18 protein-coding genes and 1 pseudogene are annotated in these 21,539 nt (G+C 62.9%); 8 read left to right on the plus strand and 11 right to left on the minus strand.

From position 1 onward, the window contains the following. The first annotated feature begins 354 nt into the window (after positions 1-354). Entirely contained in the window at positions 355-816 is a 462-nt protein-coding gene (locus H8B03_RS06765) for a thiol-disulfide oxidoreductase DCC family protein (protein WP_193140968.1), read from the plus strand. 25 nt (positions 817-841) lie between these two features. Here H8B03_RS06765 and H8B03_RS06770 read toward each other — a convergent pair whose 3' ends face one another. From H8B03_RS06770 to H8B03_RS06815, 10 genes are all read right to left on the minus strand, one after another. Continuing rightward, positions 842-1,525, minus strand: coding sequence for a recombinase family protein (locus H8B03_RS06770; RefSeq protein WP_226925755.1), 684 nt, complete (start codon positions 1,523-1,525; stop codon positions 842-844). A gap of 82 nt (positions 1,526-1,607) precedes the next feature. Continuing rightward, complete coding sequence (locus H8B03_RS06775; protein ID WP_193140970.1) at positions 1,608-2,141, minus strand: phage terminase small subunit P27 family; 534 nt, start codon at positions 2,139-2,141, stop codon at positions 1,608-1,610. Next, complete coding sequence (locus tag H8B03_RS06780; protein ID WP_193140971.1) at positions 2,138-2,638, minus strand: phage terminase small subunit P27 family; 501 nt, start codon at positions 2,636-2,638, stop codon at positions 2,138-2,140. The genes H8B03_RS06775 and H8B03_RS06780 overlap by 4 nt, the downstream gene beginning before the upstream one ends. 147 nt (positions 2,639-2,785) lie before the next feature. Continuing rightward, positions 2,786-4,039, minus strand: a complete 1,254-nt coding sequence (locus tag H8B03_RS06785) for a site-specific DNA-methyltransferase (RefSeq protein ID WP_226925756.1) — start codon at positions 4,037-4,039, stop codon at positions 2,786-2,788. A gap of 297 nt (positions 4,040-4,336) precedes the next feature. Then, entirely contained in the window at positions 4,337-6,649 is a 2,313-nt protein-coding gene (locus H8B03_RS06790; protein ID WP_193140972.1) for a phage/plasmid primase, P4 family, read from the minus strand. Then, positions 6,646-6,876: an AlpA family transcriptional regulator gene (locus H8B03_RS06795; protein WP_193140973.1), complete on the minus strand. Its 231-nt coding sequence runs from the start codon at positions 6,874-6,876 to the stop codon at positions 6,646-6,648. The genes H8B03_RS06790 and H8B03_RS06795 overlap by 4 nt, the downstream gene beginning before the upstream one ends. After that, positions 6,869-7,063, minus strand: a complete 195-nt coding sequence (locus H8B03_RS06800; protein ID WP_193140974.1) for a hypothetical protein — start codon at positions 7,061-7,063, stop codon at positions 6,869-6,871. Before H8B03_RS06800 ends, H8B03_RS06795 begins: the two co-directional genes overlap by 8 nt. A 77-nt stretch (positions 7,064-7,140) precedes the next feature. Beyond that, positions 7,141-7,761 carry a sigma-70 family RNA polymerase sigma factor gene (locus H8B03_RS06805; protein ID WP_193140975.1) on the minus strand — a complete coding sequence of 207 codons (621 nt, stop codon included), beginning with the start codon at positions 7,759-7,761 and terminating at the stop codon, positions 7,141-7,143. Positions 7,762-7,942: 181 nt separating this feature from the next. Then, positions 7,943-8,182, minus strand: coding sequence for a hypothetical protein (locus H8B03_RS06810; RefSeq protein WP_193140976.1), 240 nt, complete (start codon positions 8,180-8,182; stop codon positions 7,943-7,945). 78 nt (positions 8,183-8,260) lie between these two features. Then, on the minus strand, positions 8,261-10,411 hold the full coding sequence (locus H8B03_RS06815) for a hypothetical protein (protein ID WP_193140977.1): 2,151 nt from the start codon (positions 10,409-10,411) through the stop codon (positions 8,261-8,263). A gap of 329 nt (positions 10,412-10,740) precedes the next feature. Here H8B03_RS06815 and H8B03_RS06820 point away from each other — a divergent pair. Both H8B03_RS06820 and H8B03_RS06825 read left to right on the plus strand, forming a co-directional pair. Continuing rightward, a pseudogene (locus H8B03_RS06820) lies at positions 10,741-11,172 on the plus strand (DUF2924 domain-containing protein); the annotation flags it as partial. A 101-nt stretch (positions 11,173-11,273) separates the two neighbouring features. After that, positions 11,274-12,584, plus strand: a complete 1,311-nt coding sequence (locus H8B03_RS06825) for a recombinase family protein (RefSeq protein WP_193140978.1) — start codon at positions 11,274-11,276, stop codon at positions 12,582-12,584. A gap of 8 nt (positions 12,585-12,592) precedes the next feature. On the opposite strand, the gene H8B03_RS06830 is transcribed toward H8B03_RS06825, so the two are convergent. After that, positions 12,593-13,771: an IS110 family transposase gene (locus tag H8B03_RS06830; protein ID WP_193140979.1), complete on the minus strand. Its 1,179-nt coding sequence runs from the start codon at positions 13,769-13,771 to the stop codon at positions 12,593-12,595. Positions 13,772-13,995: 224 nt separating this feature from the next. Between H8B03_RS06830 and H8B03_RS06835 the strand changes: the two genes are divergently transcribed. The 5 genes from H8B03_RS06835 (at position 13,996) to H8B03_RS06855 (ending at position 21,294) form a co-directional block, all read left to right on the plus strand. Further along, complete coding sequence (locus tag H8B03_RS06835; RefSeq protein ID WP_193140980.1) at positions 13,996-14,370, plus strand: hypothetical protein; 375 nt, start codon at positions 13,996-13,998, stop codon at positions 14,368-14,370. 106 nt (positions 14,371-14,476) lie between these two features. After that, on the plus strand, positions 14,477-17,227 hold the full coding sequence (locus H8B03_RS06840) for a DEAD/DEAH box helicase family protein (protein WP_193140981.1): 2,751 nt from the start codon (positions 14,477-14,479) through the stop codon (positions 17,225-17,227). Beyond that, positions 17,224-18,828, plus strand: a complete 1,605-nt coding sequence (locus tag H8B03_RS06845) for a restriction endonuclease subunit S (RefSeq protein WP_193140982.1) — start codon at positions 17,224-17,226, stop codon at positions 18,826-18,828. The genes H8B03_RS06840 and H8B03_RS06845 overlap by 4 nt, the downstream gene beginning before the upstream one ends. After that, positions 18,818-19,822 (plus strand): DUF932 domain-containing protein, encoded by a 1,005-nt coding sequence (locus H8B03_RS06850; RefSeq protein ID WP_193140983.1) that lies wholly within the window; start codon positions 18,818-18,820, stop codon positions 19,820-19,822. The genes H8B03_RS06845 and H8B03_RS06850 overlap by 11 nt, the downstream gene beginning before the upstream one ends. After that, on the plus strand, positions 19,822-21,294 hold the full coding sequence (locus tag H8B03_RS06855) for a class I SAM-dependent DNA methyltransferase (RefSeq protein WP_193140984.1): 1,473 nt from the start codon (positions 19,822-19,824) through the stop codon (positions 21,292-21,294). The genes H8B03_RS06850 and H8B03_RS06855 overlap by 1 nt, the downstream gene beginning before the upstream one ends. Positions 21,295-21,539: the final 245 nt, after the last annotated feature.

Here is a 21,539-nt window from a genome sequence, read left to right on the forward strand (position 1 = left end):
AGCCGCCCGCGCATCCTCGCCGTGGCACTGGCGTTGACCTTGTAGAGCAGCGTCGCGCCGAAGAGGTAGGTGCCATCGACGGGTGCTGTGAACAGGTTGGTCCCGGCATCGAAACAGCCCTGATCATTGTAGTCGGTGCTGTTGAGGCCGATCTTCGCCCATGTCCCGCCGACGTAGTTGTCGTAGTTGTAGTACGCCTTGAAGCGCGGCAGCCGGGGCTGATCGACGATGCCGGTGGCATTGTCGACGCTGAGTCCGTCGACGAAGGTGCTCCCGCCGGTTGATAGCCCTGCATGCGGTTTCCCTGGGCTGGAAATCGAGGCATTCTTCGGCCGAACATGTTGGGAGACACCAATGGCCGACCTTCGAAAGCAAAAGGCATATTCCTACCGGGAAGACCCCGACATACCGGACTTCGATGATGGCGGGCCGATCGCAGTCATGGATGGCGCGTGTGCCCTTTGTTCCTGGGGGGCTCGCACCATCGTCCGGCTGGATCGCTCCGGAGATTTTCGGATCTGCCCGGTCCAGTCTTCGACCGGAACGGCTCTGGTCCGGCACTACGGTCTGGAGCCCGACGATCCGGAGACCTGGCTGTTCCTGGACAACGGTCGGGCCTGGTCGGGAATGGAGGCGATCATCCGGATCGGCGAATGCACGGGTGGTCTTGGGCATCTTGCCTCGGTGATGCGTGTGGTTCCCCGCCATGGCCGCGCGTGGATCTATCGCCGGATTGCCCGCAATCGCTATCGGTTCGGCCGTTCCGACATGTGCGCCTTGCCTGACCCTGAACTGAAGCGCCGGCTCACGACCTGAATGCCGGTTCCTGGTTCCAGTTTATTCAATGCCGTTCGATCCGCTTCACCAGATTTCGCACGGTCGAGGCATGCCAATGCCCGCCACGTCGTGTCCGGATGCCGCGTCGGTTCAGTTCCCTGGCCATGGCCCGCAGGGAGGTGTGGCCCTGCGCCCTGATGTCATTGACCACCTCGGCCAGTCCTTCGGCGAAGGTGTCTGCATTGGCCCTGACGGTTGCCCGCAGGTGCGCGCCGCCCTTGCCGGCCCGCCGCAAGGCCGCGGCGCCATTGGGATTGCCAAGCCTGACCCCGCGGGCCTTCGCGGCGGCGAGCGCCTCTTTCGTGCGGCGGGAGATCGCCTCGCGCTCCTGCTGTGCGACGAGGGCCATGATGCCGACCGTCAGATCGTTGGCCTCGGGCATGTCGACGGCCAGGAAGCGCACCCCGCTGCCTTGCAGGGTCAGCAGGAAGGCGGCGTTGCGCGACAGCCGGTCGAGCCTGGCGATGACCAGCGTTGCGCCGGTGACCCGGGCCAGCTGCAGGGCCTTGTCCAGTTCCGGGCGGTCGTTTCGTCGCCCGCTTTCGACCTCGGTGAAGCGGGCCAAGACCTGAGCGCCCTGCCCGGCTGCGAAGCCGTCAATGGCGGCGCGTTGGGCTTCCAGTCCCAGCCCGGATGTTCCCTGACGCGCCGTCGAGACCCGCTCGTAGGCCACCAGCCTTTTCGACATCACCTGCCCCATGTCCACACCTGCCAAACCTTCGTTGCGCAGCTTTGGTCATGGCTCGGAACGCTCCGAATGCGTAGGGATTTCAGAGATCTGCGTCGAGTTCATAGGTGATGGTCTGCCCCGGCTGCGGGGTCTCAGGCTCACGAGCGTCGTACATGGGCTCTTCACGCAGGATGCCGTCTGCGTCCCGGTAGACCGCCAGCAGGCGGATTTGTGTCACCGCTTCGGCCGCGGTGCCCGGCTCCATCCGGGGCACCCGGCTGCGCGCCGCCGGGGTCAGGCCCAGTTCGGTCATGTAGCGGCCCATCAGTTCCATCTGCTTGTTCGACACCGCCAGCCAGGGCGATTGCTGCACGTAGCCGCTCGGGGCCTTCAGCAGCATCGGGGTGGTGGCCAGTTTCTGCTCGGCCTCCACCCAGCGTCCATAGGCCTGGCAATAGGCCGCCAGCGCCGCCCGGTCCGCCAGGGTCAGCAGTCCGGCCTCATGCAGCGGCGTGGCGAGACGGCGCCATTCCCGGCGCGCCGCAGCGCTCAGATGCGCCGGACAGCGCGGCAGGGCCTCCAGGGGCGTGGCGGCCAGGGTCGCGGCCCGGGGTATGGGTTTGCGGCCTCTCACCGGGATGCCCGGGGGCTGTCGAAGATGGCGAAGGGATCATTGTCATCCACGCTGGCATCGGCGCTCACGCGCGTCCGCGCCGAGGGGGTCAGCCCGAACTCGGTGGCATAGCGCACCATGTCCGCCATCGCCTTGTTCGCCGCCCCCACCAGCGGGTTCTGGATGGCATTGCCGGTCTTGGTGCGCAGCATCAGCCCTTCGGTGAGCGCGTCTTTGGCCGCCACGCGGGCCAGCGCACGTTCTGCCGCGACCCAGCGGCCATAGGCCTGGCAATAGGCGGCCAGCGCCGCCCGGTCGAGGTCGCTCATCAGGCCAAGATCGACCACCTTCACGACCACCCGGTCCCATTCCTGGCGGGCAGCCGCGGTCAGGTGGTCCGGCACATCGGGGCGTGCAACCTCGGGCCGCGGTTCATCCGGGTTCAGGCGATGCTTGCGCGCCGTGCCAGCCAGCACCTTCAGCTTCGTGGGTTTCGTCCTGGGTCCGCGCGGCGCCATCACCGGCCTCCATCGATGTCAGTCACGCCGCGACCCCCGGTTCGAATTGTGGCCGCGTCTGCACAGGGCGGGAGGGGCGGTTGTCGGCCCGATCCCCCGGAAGATGAACCCACCCCCCCGGGGCACAGGTGTCGCGCAGGCTATCGCTCATGCCGCCGCCTGCCGTCGCGCCAACGCCGTTTCATCGAAGCTGTGCCCGCTGTCCTCCAGGGTGGCCACCCTGCCGGTGAAGGCCTGCCAGCGCTGCACGGCAACATCCGTATAGGCCGGGTCCAACTCCATGGCATGGCAGGTGCGGGCGGTGGTTTCGGCCGCGATCAGGGTGGTGCCCGAGCCGCAGAAGGGCTCGTAGACCGCCTGCCCCGGGCTGGAATTGTTCAGCATCGGGCGGCGCATGCAGTCCACCGGCTTCTGGGTGCCATGTACCGTCTCGGCGTCCTGGTCGCGGCTGGGGATCGCCCAGAGCGTCGATTGCGTGCGGTCGCCGGACCAATGCCCGGTGCCGCGCACCGCGTAGAAACAGGGCTCGTGCTGCCAGTGGTAATGGCCGCGGCTCAGCACCAGCCGCTCCTTGGCCCAGATGATCTGCGCGCGGATGTCGAAGCCCTCGGCGACCAGGCTCTCGGCCACGGTGCCCGCATGCAGCGCCCCGTGCCAGACATAGGCGACGTCGCCGGGAAACAGCGCCCAGGCGGCACGCCAGTCGGCCCGGTCGTCGTTCCGCACCTTGCCGGTGCGCCGCGTCTGCGACGCGCCCGCCGCGTTGCGCCAGGCCGGATCATAGTCCACACCGTAGGGCGGATCGGTGACCATCAGGTGCGGCGCGATCCCGTTGAGCAGGCGCGCCACGGCCTCCGGATCCGTGGCATCGCCGCACAGCAGCCGGTGCGCCCCGAGGCACCACAGATCACCGGCGCGCGAGACCGGCTGCGCGGGTGGCTCGGGGGTCTGCTCTTCTACCGGATCGGCGGCACCATGCCCCAGCAGCGCGTCCAGCTCGGGGCCCTCGAACCCCAGCGCGCCGAGGTCGACGCCCAGGTCGGACACCTCCCCCAGTTCCAGCGCCAGCAGCTCCCGGTCCCAGCCCGCCTGTTCCGCCAGCCGGTTGTCGGCCAGGATATAGGCCCGCCGCGCCGCCGCGCCCAGATGCGCCAGTTCGATCACCGGCACCGTGTCCAGCCCCAGCTTGCGCGCCGCCAGCACCCGGCCGTGGCCGGCGATGATGCCGTTGTCGCCATCCACCAGCACCGGATTGTTGAACCCGAACGCCCGGATCGAGCCGGCAATCAAGGCCACCTGCGCCTCCGAATGCGTCCGCGCGTTGTTGGCGTAGGGGATCAGATCGGCGACCGCGCACTGGCGTATCTCACGCGCCCGCTTGTCCGCTTTTGCTGCCATCATGACCCCCGCCTTGGAATTGTCCGCCCGCATCGGGGCGCTTCAATGGCAGTATAGCAATCCAGGAAAGCGTATATAACCCAGACAGTTACCGACAATTCCCGACAGATCAAGACAAGCCGATGAGACCCGCAAAAGGGGCCTGGCGCAGGCACGCCCACCATTGGAGCACCGGTTTCGCCATTTCACCCGGCCAAACCACACCAATGACAAAAGTGACAGTTTTTCCATTATCCCACGTATAGGAAAAAGACGGGAGTTTTCCCTATACGCCCGATAGTCTGTCTTTTGTCACTTTTGTCACCAGCGCTTCAGGCGAAGCCCGCGCAGCCCCCTCTGGCTGCTGCTACGCGCGTCCGCAAACCCCCTTTGCCGCATTTCCTTGATGAGGCTGCGCTGGGTCCAGGCACCGAGGCCCTGGGCATCGATCCACTGGTTGAAGCGCAATACCAGGTCCTCCGCGGCGACAAATGCGTGTGGATCGGGTTGGGTCTCGTCCTGCAGGAACTGACCCAGCGTGTCTTCCTCATCGAAATACGCCGTCGATGCTGCTGCAATGGAGGGCGGCACATCGAGCCCGCCCTCCTGCCAGGCCAGCGCGCCGTCGATGCACCAGCGCAGGATCGCCGGACTTTCTGCCCTCAGCTTGTCTGGCAGGCCGCGGTCACGGCGTTCGGCCGGGATGGTCACCGCGAAGGGCACCAGGACCACCCGGCTGCGGATTGCCTCATCCACGCCGCGGAACGACGGCTGGGTATTGCCCGCAATCATCAGCGTCATCTGCGGATCAAAGTCGAAGAAATCCTGGCGCATGAAGCGCGCCGTCATCCGGTCGCCGCCGGTCAGGTCCTTGATCGTGGCCTCATCCCAGGTCTTGCCGCGCGGCAACTCGGACGCGATGGCCAGCCGCGCGCCGTGCAGACCCGCGATATCGGTCGGATGCCGCTCGGTCTGCGCATTCAGGAACGTCGTGGCGGCGACCCGGCGTCCATAAGCGCCCCAGATATCAAGCAGGGTGTTGAGGAACACAGACTTGCCGTTGCGGCCGGACCCGTGAAGAAACAGCAGCTTGTGTTCCTCGGTCGATCCGGTGAGCGCATAGCCTGCGGCCCTTTGCAGGAACCCGATCGTTGCTTTGTCCCCATCGAACACATCTGACAGGAAGCGCAGCCAGAGCCCTGGCGAGACGCCTGGATCCGCCGGTGCACAGGTTGTCAGCCGACTGATCATGTCCTCACGGCAAGCAGGCCGCAACGCGCCGGTGCGCAGGTCGACGGTGCCGCCGGGTGTGCCGATGAGGTATCGATCCGCGTCAAACATCTCGTGGGTTGCCGCTGACGCTGGATTGGCCCGGGCGAGGCTGGAGACCGCCGCAATGGTGGCACTGCTCCTGAGTGTCCTTGCCTGCTCTCGCGCCCAGGTTTCCAACTTGCGCGCCTCCCGATCGTGTCCATGGCCACCCGACACGCGGGCCCTGCGATGCGCCCAGTCTCCCAGTTCCGAGGCCCGCATCCGCAAAAAGGCGCGCGTGCGGGACAAGTGGTCCAGCGTACCGTCCCGCTGCCAGCAGGTACCGGTCCAGAACAGCCAGGTCCCCCAGGGGGCAACATGCCGGGCGTTGTTGTCCCAGCTGCGGCGGCCGAGGTCGAGCGCAAGATGGTCGTGCGACAGGTCCGGCGGATCCTCCGCAACCCCGCATTGCGGCGCGCGCGACGGCTGGCCAGCACCATGGCGCCGGGCAATACCGGCAAGATCCGCGCCGTTCTGACCGGCACGATGCGCGATCGAGCGAACCGTCACGCCGCCGCCGGATGTGAAGCCTTGCCACTTGGCGGCCGTCTCTCCGGGCCTGAAGCTGGCACCGCGCGATGACCAGGCCTCGGCAATGGCAAGGCCTTCGTCGCGGCCATCGAAGTTGTCATGCAGGGCCTGCAGAACTTCGATCCACGCATCGTAGCCGTCCGCGTCAGGGTCGATCCAGGTCAGCAAGTCTTCAACCTCGGCGGTGGAGGCCCGATCGGAAACATCAATTCCCGGGGTCAGGATCGACGCGACTGTGCCCCGCCCCAACGCCGGTCCCGCGCCATGATCGGTCTTTGTCGGGAGCCACTCTGGACCATCTGCCGGAGCGTGCTGGGTTTCGAACCGATACATCCCGCCTTCAAAGGTCGAGGGTTCGAGCAGAATGTAACCCTTGTGCTTGATATCCACACCCGGACAGAGGGTGCCCGGATAGCTGACGCCGGGCGGCGCCCGGAAAATATAGTGCTTGCCGCCACGGGCACTGTCCTGCACCAGCGTCGACGGAAGATCCCGCCCCCGGATGAAGGCCTGCCATTCGCAGCCGGGCTTGTAGGTATCCGCGTCGACCACCACCAGACCCGAAGCCGCAAGATGAAGGCCAATGTTGGCGTCCGGCCAACGGGTCCACCAGGTGCGAACGACCTCGGGGTCGCTCGATGCGCCGTTGTGACCCTCGCTCAGAAGATGGGTTGAGGCACCGGTCGCATCACGGCCCTTCGTCCCGCGTCGCAGCGGGAACACATGCCAGCCGCGACCGGCATGGGACAGCGCCGCTTCCAGAAGCGACGGGTTTGTTGGCAGGGCGGTCATTGCGGACCTCCTTCCGGCAGGCTGGACAGCCGCTGCGCACACGCCCCATGCCGCTGATGCCGTTCGAAGGCCTCGACGTCGGCCAGGCGGTAACGGATCGAATTGCCGATCACGTACCAGGGGGGTCCGCAGTTCTCCGCCCGCCACCGTTCCAGCGTGCGGCCACTGAGGCTCCAGCGCGCTTCGAGATCTCGTTGCCTGAGATAGACCTGCGTTGCTTCAGTCATCTGTCCCTCCCACATTCCCGGAAGGCACCTGCCGGTAAAACACCATGTAGAGGGGCTGGCCGTCGTCGGTGCGCCCGCCATCCTCGATCAGGTAGCAGCGGCCTTCCTCCAGCAGCATCCCCAGATCCCAGGCGCCATAGAGCCCGGGCACGCGTTCGAAGTCATCCTCGATGATCCGGATATCCATTGATCCGCTCCTGCTTTCGCGCGCCAGACTGCGCGCTCAACAGGGAAAAGCCGCTGTGCTCCGCAGAATGGGACATCTCACCCGGACATTGTCTTCAGCCGTGCGATTGCGCGCTGGCATCTCTTGCGCGCCGCGTCATGGCTGATGCCAAGACATTCGGCGGCGTCTTTCTGGCTCCAGCCGCACAGGTGAACCGCGGCCAGAAGCGCGCCATCCTCACCGAGCGTCATCATCATCCGGGCGACGAGACGGTCATCTTCCTGCGCGACCGACGCTTCAAGGCCATGCGCCACGGCCCCGAGTTCCGCGGCCCGCAGTCTCGCGGCCTGCTCAAGGATGAGGTCGCGGCGCAGATCACGGTCGGTGTTGCGCAGAAGCGTTGCCGCGACGCGCTGCACGCGATCCACCCGGGCTCCGCGGATACCGAGCGACAGCCGCCCGACAAGGTCGGCTTCCAATGTCTGGATGTCAGCCCCGGAAATCGGGCGAAGCCGCCGTCGGATCGTCGTCAGGCCGGGCCAGAGCGCGAGGATCAGAAGCTCCACCGCCAGGGTGCTGCGGGGTCCCTCCCCGGTGGCCATGGCAAGAAGGACACGCAGAACGGTGTTCTTCGCGTCGGGCGCCTCGCGGCGATCATGCAACCATCCGCACAGATGACCCGGGTCGCGAAACCCGGCCGTCGCGACGTCCGAGGTCATGATGGCGTTGAAGGGATCGCGGTTGGAATGCCGGGTTACGGACCGAACGAGCTGCGCGTGAAGCGCGGACCAGTTTGAATGCAAGAGATGCCTGGGCTGGGGCCGGGCATCTCGCGCCTCTCATCGGGCCTTGGTTCGGGCGTCGTGCGCCTCTGGGAACTGTCTGGAAGGTGGAACGCAGTCAGGCCGCCGTGCTGGCCTTGGCCCTGTTGAGCGTGCCGCACTTCTTGCAGGTCGCCGCCGCAGGCAGGCTTGCCACGTACTCGTGCCGGCGTTCGAACCGGACGTGAACATCTTGCCCATGGATCCGGCCCAGCAGACTGCCGCAGCAGCTGCAGGTCCAGTCCAGACCAGGCGACCGCGGCTGCCGGCGCTGGATCGGGGTGCTCTTGTGGGTGGTAATCTGGTGATTGCGTGCCATGTCGGCCTCCGTCGATGTTACGGAGATTCGTATGGCGCACCGGTTTCAAGATGGGCGAGCCGGCCCATCAAGATGGGGTCAAGATGGGACCTGGATGGCAAGGGCCCAGTGGGACTGGCAAGGCCGGGTGATGTAGGTTCCCTGTATATGGGTTTTCCACTCCGCCCCGAACGCCGCGCCGAGCTGGGATGCCCCGGAATAGTCGAGCAGATCCCTGGTCTTGACCATCTTCTCGCCGTTACGATGGGCCTGGAAAAGCCGCTCGACGATCCGGACCCGCTTCGCGCCAATGATCGTCCATACCGGGCGTTCCGGCAGGAAAAGCTCGGCCTTGTCATCGCCTAGCCGCTCGAAGGAAACTTCCACGCCGGCAATGGCGCCTGCATGACGGGCCCGCCAGGCATTCACGAGGGACATCCGGGTCAGCGCACCTTGCTCCAACAGGCTGTCGAGGCTGACGACCACATGCGTCCCGAGATGGTTCAGAGGCTTTGCACCCGGCACCAGCACGATGCCACCAGACAGATCAGGCGCCGCCCGGACAATGTCCTGGACCGTCCGAAGCGCCCGGGTGTCCGAAAGCCTGGAGGCGAGGAATATCGGTCGCTCCGCGCCCTCCAGGCTTGCCTTTCCAAGATACTGAACGCGTGCCTCAAGGGCCTCGGCGCGCCCGGAAATCTCGACATCCTTCAACGCGTCCAGGAGGGTCTGAACAACGAATTCCCGCCGGATCGACCATCGGGAGACTTCGTCGAGCGCCAATGTCCGATCGACATCCCCGTCGTGCAGGGACAGGTCGGCCGTTCTCCTGTTGAGGTCCGGAAGGACAGTCGCGTCCAGAGGGCCCATGTCCTCATCGTCAATGACAATGGTTTCGATGATCTGCTGACGGCCAAGGAAACCTGTTTGCGTCAGTTGCGCAACATCTGCCTTGATCTCCGTGAGCTCGGGACCGGAGATCTCATCCTCGGGATGATCGAGCAGTCGCAGCAGGATCGGGAGAAGTTCCCTGCGTTCCTCGGTGTTGACGTTCCGGGTCGTTCTGACGACCCCCCAGGCTTCGAGCAGTTCAAATCCGACGGCCCGCAAGTCCGGGTCGGTCTGGGACTGAAGTGTCGAGCTGTTGTGATTGGTGATCCGGAACCGAAGATTCCGCGCATGACCGCCATGAACCTGGACACGCAGGAAAAGCTCCACGTCGCAGACAAAGCCGCGGCCATGGCGATCCTGAAGTGACCCGAGAACGTCCCGGCGAAGCGCCTCGATGTCTTCACCCGGTGTGACGGTCAGCGTGATCTTTCGATCATAGCTGCCCAGTGCGATGCGCACCTCGGTGACCTCTGCCGACCGGATCCGGTCCTGCAAATGTTGGGGCACGTCCACTTTCAACTTTCCCCGGAACATCGAAAGGTCGTAACTTCTCTGTCGCAATGGGCGCTTTGACAGATCCTCGCCCAGTATCTCCCGGGCGAAGGATGTCGCGACAATCTTGCGATCAGCCCATTGTCGGCCGCAGACCTCGATCCGGCCAACGTCGGGCAAGTAGACGAGGATCAACTCGTTTGCAGGTCTGTATTGAACCATCCCGATCGAACGGTCCGGCTCGAAGGTCTTCGGGCTCGCCCGCGCGCCGGCAGCCGTCACGGCAATCATGATCTGGCGCGGCGAGGCCGCGCGCTGGGGAAGTTCGACAGCGTCCGCCCGACATCCATGCGCAAGAGCGAGCCGGGCGGCTATTTCCGATGCGAAGGCCTCCTCGTCAAACCCATCGAGATCAAGGGGACGGGGCGACTGAACCTCATAGCCCTCGAACACACGGTCATTGTCCCGAAAGCTCCGGACCTGCATTGCCCGCTCCGTGGCGACGAAGAGCTCCGGCATCATGTGATAGGACCAGAGCGCCCGCATGAGAGCGCCTGGCTGCTCCGACAACGCGTCGAGACAATCGAATTGACGGCTTTCGGCGAGTCTGAGCTGCAGCGCATCCGCGCGTGTCCCGGCCACCTGGACGATCCGAACAGCCTGGCGTTCGATCGCATGCAGATCGTCGATCGGGAGCTTCGCCAGATGCTCGCGCTGGCCCCCTGCATCCGGACCATACATCAGGGCGTCTGCTGCGATGAGGTCCGAGATCTGCTTCGCGCGCAGAAACCCCAGCATCTGATCCGGCGGGGCCTCGTTGAGGAGGCGCGAGAGTTGGGGCGCGCCGACAATTCTTGGTTTTGCCATTTTGGCTCCTTTATCCGGGGCGATTGCACGATCGACCGCAGATTGCCTCAAGTCAGGAATTCCCACCCCGGATGTCCCAATCCGGCGAACCGACCGGCTTTTCCTCTTCAGAACATGTTGGAGAACCCCATGGCCGGATCGAACCCCCTGCCCCCGGATCGAATGACACCCATCGAACGCCGCGCCGCATTGTGCCGGCTTCTGGCGATGGGGCTCGTGCGCCTGAGAGCATGCCAGTCAAGCAAACACTCTGCCCCGCATGGAGAAAGGTCCCTACACTCTCCGCCCGACCCATGGCGTCATGCACCTCCAACGCACCGGAGAACCCCATGACCAGACACGACCCCATTCCCGCCCGCCTGGCCGCGCTGAAGACCACCGCGACGCCGGACCTGAAGCAGCAATGGCGCGAGTTGTTCGACAGCGAACCGCCGCCGTTCAACCGCCGCTACCTCGAAAGCCGCCTGGCCTATCGCATCCAGGAGTTGGCCTATGGCGGGTTGAAACCGGCGACGGTGAAGCGGCTGGAAGCCCTCGGTGAACAGCTGGACGGTGGCGACCGCAAGAAGAGCCGCATCCGCGCTGACCTGAAACCTATCGTCGGAACACGGCTGATCCGTGAATGGCAGGGCGTCGAGCATCTCGTCACCGTCACTGCTGACGGTTTCGACTGGCAGGGTCGCCCTTACAAATCGCTGTCGGCCATTGCCCGCGCCATCACCGGCACGCGCTGGAACGGCTGGGTGTTCTTTGGGTTAAGGCGCGGTGGCCGCAGGCCAGCGGAGGCTCCAGTGGCGCCTTCGCAGAGCCGTACGCAGGCTGCGCAAGTATCGGGCCGGCAGAAAATTCATCGGAGGGGCACATGACCAAACCCGTCGTCCGGAAACTGCGCTGCGCCGTCTACACCCGGAAATCCTCCGAGGAAGGTCTCGAGCAGGAGTTCAACTCCCTCGATGCCCAGCGGGAGGCCTGCGAGGCCTATGTCGCCAGCCAGCGCTCCGAGGGCTGGGTGCTGGTCCGCGATCTCTACGATGACGGCGGCATCTCCGGCGGCACGCTGGAGCGCCCCGCCCTGCAACGCCTGCTCGCGGATGTCGAGGACGGGCTGGTCGACGTGGTCGTCGTCTACAAGATCGACCGCCTGTCGCGCGCGCTGATGGATTTTTCCAGGCTGGTCGAGGTGTTCGACCGCAACGGCGTGACCTTCGTCTCGGTCACGCAGAGCTTCAACACCACCACCTCCATGGGGCGGCTGACGCTGAACATCCTGCTGTCCTTCGCCCAGTTCGAGCGCGAGGTCACGGCGGAACGCATCCGCGACAAGGTCCGTGCCAGCCGGATGAAGGGCATGTGGATGGGCGGGGTGCCGCCCTACGGCTACCGCGTCGAGAACCGGAAGCTGCAGATCGACGATGATCGCGCGGAGCATGTCCGCTGGATCTTCGACCGGTTCCTCGAGATCGGCTCGGGCACGGAACTGGCGCGGGACCTGGCGGCGCGCGACATCCGCACCCCGAAAGGAAACCGGATCGACAGGAAATACCTCTACCGGATGCTGAACAACCGCGCCTACATCGGCGAAGCGGTCCACAAGGGCGAAAGCTATCCCGGCGAGCACGATGCCATCATCGACAGGGATGTCTGGGACCGGGTCCATACAATCCTCCAGGAGAGCCCCCGAAAACGTGCCGCCCGCACCCGCGCCGAGACGCCTGCGCTGCTGAAAGGTCTTCTGTATGGCCCCGATGGCGCGGCCTTCTCGCCGACGCACACGCGCAAGGGCGGCAAGCTCTATCGGTACTATGTCAGCCAGACGGTCTTGAAACACGGTGCAGGGTCCTGTCCCGTAGGGCGCGTCCCAGCAGGTGAAATCGAGGCCGCCGTCATCGACCAACTCCGCGCCGTGTTCCGCCAACCCGAAATCGTGGCCGGAACATGGAAAGCGGCACGCACGCAGGATGACGAGATCACCGAGGCCGACGCCCATGACGCGCTGATCCGCCTTGATCCGCTCTGGGACGAACTCTTCCCCGCCGAGCAGGCCCGCATCGCGTCGTTGTTGGTCGAGCGCGTGGACATCGGCACGGACGGGCTCAATGTCCGGCTACGCGTCGACGGCCTCAGTGGCCTTGCACGCGAGATGCTTGCAGGCGGCATCGAGGCGGCTGCGTAATGGGTAAGTCAAGCAGCATTTCGCTTCGGATCGAACACCTCGCGCCTTTGCAGCATGGTCCACAGCACATTGACGCGTCGGCGTGCGAGGGCGATGAGGGCTTGGGTGTGGTGTTTTCCCTCGCGACGCTTGCGGTCGTAGAAGGCTTTGGACAGCGGGTCTTTTTGGGTCACGGCGCAGAACGCGCTTTGGTAGAAAACCCTCTTGAGCACCTTGTCACCGCCATAGGCGCGCCGCCAGCCCGCACGTTTGCCCGATTGGCGTTGGACTGGCGCCAGTCCAGCCGCCGCGGCAAGCGCGTCCGCCGAGGAGAAGCGCCCGATGTTGCCGATCGCGGCCAGAAATTCTGCCGTCAGCACCACCCCCATCCCCGGCAACGAACGGATGAGGGCGGCGTCAGGGTGGTCGCTGAGAATGCCTTCGAGGTCTTTTTCGATACGGGCGATCTTTTGTCGGGCCTCCAGGGCTTCCGCTGCCAGCTCGCGGATCAACTCGGCTGTGGCCGCTTCGCCAGGAACGATGATGGTTTGCGTCCCGGCGCAGTCCAAGGCACGCCGGGCCAGAGTCGCGCCGCCATGCAGGTGCGGAGTTTTCTTCAGATGCGCCACGATCCGCGCCTGCCCTGCGCGCCGGATCTCGGCCGGCGTCACATAGCGGGTGAGCAGCGCCAGAGGCCCCTTGCAGCACAGGTCGAACGCCTGTTCCAGGCCGGGGTGAATGCCGCACAAGAGCCCGCGAATTCGGGCGATGCGGCGCACCTGGTCCTGCATCAGATCGCGCCTGCGCCCCACCTTGAGGCGCAGCGCGACGCGGGTGTCGTCATCAGCCAGAACCGGGCGAAGATCACGTGTGCGCACCAGCTCCGCGATGGTACGGGCATCGCGAGGATCGGACTTGCGCTCACCTCCGGCAAAGCCCTGGCCTGCGCGGTTCACGGCAATGCCCGGGGTGTGAACCAGGGCAAATCCTTCGGCCAGAAGGCTTGCCTCGATGAAGCGCGCAAACGAACCGACCACGTCGATCCCGATCACGACGTCCCCCTTCAGGGCCCGCAGATCAGATATGAACGCATCAATTGCCGCCGGGTTGTTCTCGACCGCGCGGTCGAGAACAACCCCACCTGCGCCGTCGATACCAACCGCCCAATGCACGACCTTGGCTGCGTCAATTCCAATGCATATCGCCATCTCCCACCCTCTCCAGTGCCTGCTCCGCGCATACCCCGTCGCGCCTGCATCGCCTTACAAAGCCATCAAGGGCATCGCGTAATCAGCGGTCATTCAGGGGCGGCAGCGAGGGTGGCACAGCGACCTGAGCCATCAAGGACAGCCAGCATGACAACCATGCCCTCGCCACCTGCGTACCAACAGCTTCGCACCGTCGATGACGCTATAAAAAGGGGTAAGGCCGCATGACCAGCAGGACACCGATCCCGGACACCGTGACGCTGCACATCCCGTTCCGCCTCGTGAAGCGCGGCGGGCGAAAGAAGATGCAACTGCCGGAGGGCGCATCGCAGCAGCCCAGGTCCGACAATACGCTGATCAAGGCGCTGGCACGAGCGTTCCGATGGAAGCGCATGCTGGAGTCGGGCGCGTTCACGACCATTGCAGAACTGGCGGAATGCGAGGGGATCGCGCCGTCCTACATGACCCGGGTACTGCGCCTGACGCTGCTTGATCCAGACATCGTTGAGGTAATCCTAGAAGGCACGCAGGGGCCGGAATTGACGCTCGCACGGATGTTGGAGCCTTTTCCGGTGGTTTGGAAGGATCAATGGAAGTAGTTCACAAGTACTCTAGTCATGTCGAGCCGGGGCATTTCTGGGAATTGCAATTCTAAGTGCCGACCTTCATTACTGAAAAAAGAGAAAAAATCTCAGGCCCTATCGCGTGTCACCTGATGTCAACCAAACGCCTGAGCAATTCGCTCGGGACCGGATCGACGAACGCCTGCGGGCGTCCGGTTGGCATGTTCAAGACAAGGATGCGCTGGACTTCAATGCTGGCTTGGGAGTGGCCGTCCGTGAGTATCAAACCGACATCGGACCGGCCGACTACGTTCTTTTCGCTGACAGGCAGGCTGTCGGCGTTGTCGAGGCGAAACCTGACAACTGGGGCGTCCGCCTGACCTCGGTCGAGGAACAATCCGAAGGATACGCCAACGCCAAGCTGAAATGGGTATCCAACGCAGAACCGCTGCCGTTCCTCTACGAAAGCACCGGTCAAGTCACGCGCTTCACAAACGCGCGTGACCCAAGCCCGCGATCGCGAGAGGTCTTCAACTTCCATCGCCCCGAAACCCTTAAGGCCTGGTGGCAAGCCCCGAAGAGCCTGCGCACAGGTATCGCAGCGCTGCCAGATCTCAACCCGGACGGTCTACGTGACTGCCAGATCAAGGCGATCACGAACCTCGAAACCTCGCTCAAGTCCGACAAACCCCGCGCCCTCGTCCAGATGGCCACGGGGTCCGGCAAGACTTTCACGGCGATCACGCAGGTCTACCGGCTACTCAAACACGTAGGCGCGCGCCGTATCCTGTTCCTTGTCGACACCAAGAACCTCGGTGAGCAAGCCGAACAGGAATTCATGGCCTTCATCCCCAACGACGACAATCGCAAGTTCACCGAGCTCCACAATGTCCAGCGCCTCTCCTCGCCCTCGATTGCCGGCGACTGCCAGGTCATAATCTCCACAATTCAGCGCATGTACGCTACGCTCAAGGGTGAGGAACTGAACGAAGGCGCAGAGGACGAAAACCCAGCCGAGCAGAAATGGCGCCGCAAGAAACCGTTGCCAGTGGTCTACAACGCCAAGCTGCCACCGGAATACTTCGACGTCGTCGTGATCGATGAATGCCACCGCTCCATCTACAACCTCTGGCGCCAGGTCATCGAGTATTACGACGCCTACCTGATCGGCCTGACCGCGACGCCCGACAACCGCACCTATGGGTTCTTCCAGAAGAACGTCGTCAGCGAATACACCCACGAAAAGGCCGTCGCCGACAAGGTCAACGTCGGCAATGAAATCTTCCTGATCGAAACCGAAATCACCCAAGGTGGCGAGACGCTTAAAGCCGAGCAGCTGGTCGAAAAGCGCGAACGCGAAACCCGCGCGCGGCGATGGGAAACGCAAGACGACGAACAGGCCTACGCCGCCACCCAGCTCGACCGATCCGTCGTAAACCCCGACCAGATCCGCACCGTGATCCGCGCTTTCCACGACAAATGGCAAACTATCTTCCCCGGACGCAAGGAACTGCCAAAAACCCTGATCTTCGCCAAGACCGACAGCCACGCTGACGACATCATCCAGACGGTCCGGCAGGAATTCGGCGAAAGCAACGATTTCTGTCGCAAGATCACCAACGGTGCGAAGAACCCGAAATCCTCGCTCTCGGCCTTCCGCAACGATTATTACCCGCGAATTGCCGTGACAGTGGACATGATTGCGACGGGCACCGACGTCAAACCGCTCGAATGCTTGATCTTCATGCGCGACGTGAAATCGAAGAATTACTTCGAGCAGATGAAGGGCCGCGGCACCCGTGTTATGAAACCTGACGACCTGAAAAAGGTCTCCCCCTCCGCTCAGGCCAAGACGCACTATGTCATCGTCGATGCCGTCGGCGTCACCAAGTCACTCAAGACAGCCAGCCAGCCGCTCGACACCAAACCCTCGATACCCTTCAAGGACCTCGCTATGGGGCTGATGATGGGCGACCGGTCCGAGGAAACCGTCAGCTCGCTTGCCGCTCGCCTGTCCCGCCTCGACAACAAGTTGGGGACCGAGGATCAGGAAAAGATCACCGGCGAGGCAGGCAAAGCTCTCACCACTATTGTGCGCGACCTCTTCGACGCCGTCGACCCCGACAAGGTGGAGGTCGACGCCAAGGCCGCGGGCCACCCCGAGCCCGACGATGCCGCCATGAAGGCCGCACGCGAGGAACGGATCAAACACGCCGCCAACGTCTTCACCGGCCCGCTGATCAATCTGATGGACACGATCCGCCGCGACAACGAACAGACCATCGACCATGACAACCTCGACACGCTTTTGCGCGCCGAATGGGCGGGCGATGTGGCGGAAAATGCGAAGAAGATCGCGGAAGAGTTCGAGGACTACCTGACCGAGAACCGCGATGAAATCGAGGCGCTAACCATCTACTTCAACACCCCCGCCCGCCGGTCAGATGTCACCTACGCGATGATCAAGGACGTTTTGAAGAAACTGACCGAGGATCGCCCGCGCCTCGCCCCGCTCACCGTCTGGCGCGCCTATGCGCATCTTGATGACTACAAGGGCAGCAACCCGGCCAGCGACCTGACTGCGCTGGTGGCGCTGATCCGCCGGGTCACGGGGCTGGATGAAACCCTCACCCGCCATTCCGAACGGGTGCGGCGCAACTTCCAGAACTGGGTGCTGAACCGCCATTCGGGTGCGGGCGAGAAGTTCACCGAGGAGCAGATGGACTGGCTGCGCATGATCCGCGACCACCTCGCCACCTCCTTCACCATCGAGCGCGACGATCTGGAAATGGCCCCCTTCGACGGCAAGGGCGGGATGGGGCAGATGTATGCGCTCTTTGGCGACGGCATGGACGAGGTCATGACCGAGATGAATGAGGCGCTCTCAGCATGACGGATTTGCCAAGTTCATGGATAACCGCTGAAATTGCGGATCTTGTAGAGTTACAAGAAACCGGCAAACCCTTCCAACAGGGGTGGAGCCCGCAATGCGAACGCCGTCCAGCAGAAGACAACGAATGGGGTGTTGTCAAAACAACAGCGATTCAGCACGGCGAGTTTTGGTCTCACGAAAACAAGGCACTGCCTGAAAAGCTCGACCCTCGCCCTCAGATCGAAATCAAGCCAGGCGACGTCCTTATGACATGTGCAGGACCACGCAACCGATGCGGTGTCGCATGCCTTGTCAAGAAAACCCGGTCGCGGCTGATGATGTCTGGAAAGATGTACCGCTTTCGGCCACATCCGGAACTGCTCGACCCGCAGTTTCTTTCGCGCTTCATTCGCCTTCATGAAACGCAACAGCGTATCGACGCGATGAAGACAGGGATCAATGATAGTGGCTTGAACCTGACACATGCGCGCTTCGGCAAGTTACCTGTTGTCGTCCCTCCCACCAACGAACAACGCCGCATCGTGGAGAAGATCGAGGCAATGTTCGACGAGATCGACAAGGGGGTCGAGAGCCTGCAAACGGCGCGCGCCACCCTCGGCCTCTACCGTCAGTCCCTGCTGAAATCCGCCTTCGAAGGCCGCCTCACCGCCAACTGGCGCGCGCAGAACGCGGACAAACTGGAAGCCCCCGAAACCCTCCTTGCCCGCATCCAATCCGAACGCGACACCCGCTACAAAACCGCCCTCGACGCCTGGCAGGAGGCCCTCGCCAAATGGCATGCGGATGGCGAGAAGGGCAAGAAACCCGCGAAGCCGAAGCGGCCAGCATGGCCAACCAAATTCGACTACTCGGACCTTCGGGATTTGCCCAAAGGCTGGGTCTACCTACCGTTTGAAGCACTGGCTTGGGCCATCCGAAACGGCATTTCGGCCAAGCCTGACGAAAAAGGCCCGTTCAAGATTTTCCGGATCAGTGCCGTCCGACCTATGGCCTTCGACTTGGAGGACTTTCGGCGCATCACCGATCCGGACGGCAGTTTCGAGAATTACTGTCTTTCTTATGGGGATCTTGTGTTCACGCGCTACAACGGGTCGCGCGATTACGTTGGCGTTTCGGCTATGTATCGGGGTGATGGCAGTCACGTCTATCCCGACAAGCTCATTCGCTGCGAGATCAGGTCCGACATCCTGAATCCGGCATACCTTGAGGCCGCAACGAACTGCGGCCAAAGCCGTGCCTATATCGAACGCCGCATCCGAACGACGGCTGGTCAATCAGGTGTTTCCGGAGGCGACATCAAAGCGACGCCTGTCCCGATCTGCTCCCCCGCAGAACAAGCCGAAATCGTCCAACTCCTCGACGCTCAGCTTGAAGCCGCCGCGCGGCTCGAGGCCGAGGTCGACTCAGCCCTCACCCGTGCAGACGCGCTCCGCCAATCCATCCTGAAAAAAGCCTTCTCCGGCCAACTCGTCCCCCAGGACCCGGAGGACGAACCCGCCTCCGCCCTGCTGGCCCGCATCAAGACCGACCGCGCGAAGACCCCAAAAGCACGCCGCAAGCGCGTCTCCAAAAAGCAGAAGGAGGCACAGCATGGCCTTTGACGCCCTCAATGACATCTATGGCGTGTCGCATTGGAAAGGGCTGCCCCTGTCCAGCACCTTCACGCGCAAGACTGTCGCGGCCTCGGACCTGCGTGGCGCCCTGCCGGACTTCGCCCTGCGCCCTTTTGGGACGCACCCGAACGACAATCCGCGCTTGCGCAGCATCTGGCGGATGCCCTTCGATGGCGATGCGCATGAACGCCCGGTCGCGGTCGTGTCGGACCAGTACGATTTGCTGCAACATCGCGTGCTGGGTTCTTGGCTTACCGAAAACCTCTCGAACGCCGGGCTCAAAGACGCCGGCGCGGAAATCACCATGACGGAATACGGCGAACGGGTGCGCATCTCCGTCCCATTGGTGAATCAGGCATACGATTTTGCTCAGGATCTTCTTCAGCCAGATCGCTACCGGCCAGAGATCGAGGTGACGAATTCGGTCGACCGTTCCACGGCCTTCCACGTGGTTCTTCGATGGCGCAGAATGATTTGTCTAAATGGCATGTTCACAACCGAGGAAGATCGGATGCGCTCCATCCATCGCGTCGACCTGTCCCGCACAGAATTGGTGCGCGACTTCATCCAAGACCGACTTTCTACGACCCCGGACATGGTGACCGCATTGAGTACTTGGAAGAAGCGCAAGACGGACAAGGCAACAGCGCAGGCTTGGTGCGAGGAGTGGCTGCGGGTTAAGGGGGGCTGGACGGTAGAAAACTGTGCTCGGCTCTGGTGGATTCTTGAGAGCGGCTACGATGGAGCCGTGGCTCCGCCCACCGGGAAGAAAGAAAAATGGCCGCTGCGTGCTTACCGTGTTGGTCAGCATTGTCAGGTTCCCGGTGACAACTACCCGGTACGAACGGCGTATGATGTTGCGCAACTCCTCACTTGGATTACGAGCAACCAAAGATCAGTCGAAATGCAATTGGAAGGCACCGAGAAAGTACCCAGCCTGATGGCCGCGTTCCTGAAATTCAATAAGGCGGGGAATGCCTGATGAATACTGCCCCAATCGTCTCCAAAGTTTGGAGTTTTTGCACCACGCTGCGTGACGACGGCGTCGGTTATGGCGACTATCTCGAGCAGCTGACCTACCTCATCTTCCTCAAGATGGCCGATGAATACGCCAAGCCCCCCTACAGCCGCGATGTGGGCATTCCGGAAGGATTCGACTGGACCAGCCTGACTTCGCGCCGGGGGGCAGAACTGGAAGCGCACTACGTCATGCTGCTACGCAAGTTGGGCGAGCAGAAAGGCATGCTTGGCCAGATCTTCACCAAGGCACAGAACAAGATCACAGACCCCGCCAAACTCTTCCGCCTGATCGACATGGTGGACGGCACCAAGTGGGTCATGCTGGGTGCAGACGTCAAAGGCGACATCTATGAGGGGCTTCTGGAGCGCAACGCCGAGGATACGAAATCTGGCGCTGGCCAGTATTTCACGCCGCGCGCTCTGATCCGCGCAATGGTCGAATGCGTCCGCCCAGAGCCCGGCAAGACCATCGCCGATCCGGCCTGTGGCACCGGTGGTTTTTTCCTTGCCGCCCACGAATTCCTGACAGACCCGGACAACCCTGCGCTCGACAAGGACCAGAAGGCTTTCCTGAAGCACTCGACTTTCTTCGGCAACGAGATTGTCGCCGGGACGCGGCGCCTCTGCCTGATGAACATGTTCCTGCATGGGATCGGCGAAATGACTGGCGACACGTTGGTATCACCCGCTGACGCCCTGATTTCTCCGCCTCCCGAGACCTTCGACTATGTTCTGGCGAATCCGCCGTTCGGCAAGAAGAGCTCGATGAGCTTCACCAATGCCGAAGGCGAACAGGAAACGGACGACCTGACATACAATCGCCAGGATTTCTGGGCGACCACGTCGAACAAGCAGCTGAATTTCGTCCAACATATACGAACCATGCTGAAGACAACCGGACGGGCCGCGGTGGTCGTACCCGACAATGTTCTGTTCGAGGGCGGCGCGGGAGAAACCATTCGGCGGAAATTGCTGCAAACTACCGACCTGCATACCATCCTTCGTCTGCCTACTGGCATCTTCTATGCGCAGGGCGTGAAAGCGAATGTGATCTTCTTCGACAACCGGGCAGCCAGCCCCGATCCGCAGACCTCCAAGGTCTGGTACTACGATTACCGCACCAACGTGCATCATACGTTGAAACAGAAGCCCCTAACGTATTCGCATCTCAAGGAATTTGTGTCTTGCTACAGTCCTGAAAACCGTCACGAACGCAGTCCCACGTGGAGCGAAGAATGCCCAGATGGACGCTGGCGCGCCTTTGACAGGGAAGAACTGCTGGCACGCGACAAGGCGAGCCTCGATCTCTTCTGGCTACGCGACGCGTCAATGACAGACCTGGAAAACCTTCCGGAGCCAGAGGTGCTGGCGGAGGAAATCATGGAGAACCTTCGGTCTGCTCTAGCGAACTTTGAAGCAGTTTCTGCTGATTGACAGCTGTGTTACGAGCCACATGGCTCGGAGACCGTTGGACATCAGTTCCATCTGGCCGCGAGCGACCGGAATCGGAGTGCTCAGCTTGAGCCTCGCAAAACATCTTATTTACAGATGGTTACAGGCTATTCACCAAATCGGCGCAGTCATGAGATCCGGAGAATATCGGCCCATAGAGAACGGATTTTGGGCCGTTCCCAGTATGTCCGGTGAACAGCCCCTCCCGTATAACCCTCGAAAACAAC

This window comes from Meridianimarinicoccus sp. MJW13, from assembly GCF_014901205.1.
In the GTDB taxonomy this organism is placed as follows: Bacteria; Pseudomonadota; Alphaproteobacteria; order Rhodobacterales; family Rhodobacteraceae; genus Meridianimarinicoccus.

What these genes read in the sequence shown, in the direction of transcription:
- H8B03_RS06815 (WP_193140977.1), bottom strand. Translation starts at nt 10,411, where the DNA reads ATGGCAAAACCAAGAATTGTCGGCGCGCCCCAACTCTCGCGCCTCCTC.
- H8B03_RS06830 (WP_193140979.1), bottom strand. Translation starts at nt 13,771, where the DNA reads ATGGCGATATGCATTGGAATTGACGCAGCCAAGGTCGTGCATTGGGCG.
- H8B03_RS06765 (WP_193140968.1), top strand. Translation starts at nt 355, where the DNA reads ATGGCCGACCTTCGAAAGCAAAAGGCATATTCCTACCGGGAAGACCCC.
- H8B03_RS06800 (WP_193140974.1), bottom strand. Translation starts at nt 7,063, where the DNA reads ATGGATATCCGGATCATCGAGGATGACTTCGAACGCGTGCCCGGGCTC.
- H8B03_RS06850 (WP_193140983.1), top strand. Translation starts at nt 18,818, where the DNA reads ATGGCCTTTGACGCCCTCAATGACATCTATGGCGTGTCGCATTGGAAA.
- H8B03_RS06770 (WP_226925755.1), bottom strand. Translation starts at nt 1,525, where the DNA reads ATGTCGAAAAGGCTGGTGGCCTACGAGCGGGTCTCGACGGCGCGTCAG.
- H8B03_RS06855 (WP_193140984.1), top strand. Translation starts at nt 19,822, where the DNA reads ATGAATACTGCCCCAATCGTCTCCAAAGTTTGGAGTTTTTGCACCACG.
- H8B03_RS06785 (WP_226925756.1), bottom strand. Translation starts at nt 4,039, where the DNA reads ATGATGGCAGCAAAAGCGGACAAGCGGGCGCGTGAGATACGCCAGTGC.
- H8B03_RS06805 (WP_193140975.1), bottom strand. Translation starts at nt 7,761, where the DNA reads ATGACCTCGGACGTCGCGACGGCCGGGTTTCGCGACCCGGGTCATCTG.
- H8B03_RS06825 (WP_193140978.1), top strand. Translation starts at nt 11,274, where the DNA reads ATGACCAAACCCGTCGTCCGGAAACTGCGCTGCGCCGTCTACACCCGG.
- H8B03_RS06780 (WP_193140971.1), bottom strand. Translation starts at nt 2,638, where the DNA reads ATGGCGCCGCGCGGACCCAGGACGAAACCCACGAAGCTGAAGGTGCTG.
- H8B03_RS06795 (WP_193140973.1), bottom strand. Translation starts at nt 6,876, where the DNA reads ATGACTGAAGCAACGCAGGTCTATCTCAGGCAACGAGATCTCGAAGCG.
- H8B03_RS06845 (WP_193140982.1), top strand. Translation starts at nt 17,224, where the DNA reads ATGACGGATTTGCCAAGTTCATGGATAACCGCTGAAATTGCGGATCTT.
- H8B03_RS06810 (WP_193140976.1), bottom strand. Translation starts at nt 8,182, where the DNA reads ATGGCACGCAATCACCAGATTACCACCCACAAGAGCACCCCGATCCAG.
- H8B03_RS06835 (WP_193140980.1), top strand. Translation starts at nt 13,996, where the DNA reads ATGACCAGCAGGACACCGATCCCGGACACCGTGACGCTGCACATCCCG.
- H8B03_RS06790 (WP_193140972.1), bottom strand. Translation starts at nt 6,649, where the DNA reads ATGACCGCCCTGCCAACAAACCCGTCGCTTCTGGAAGCGGCGCTGTCC.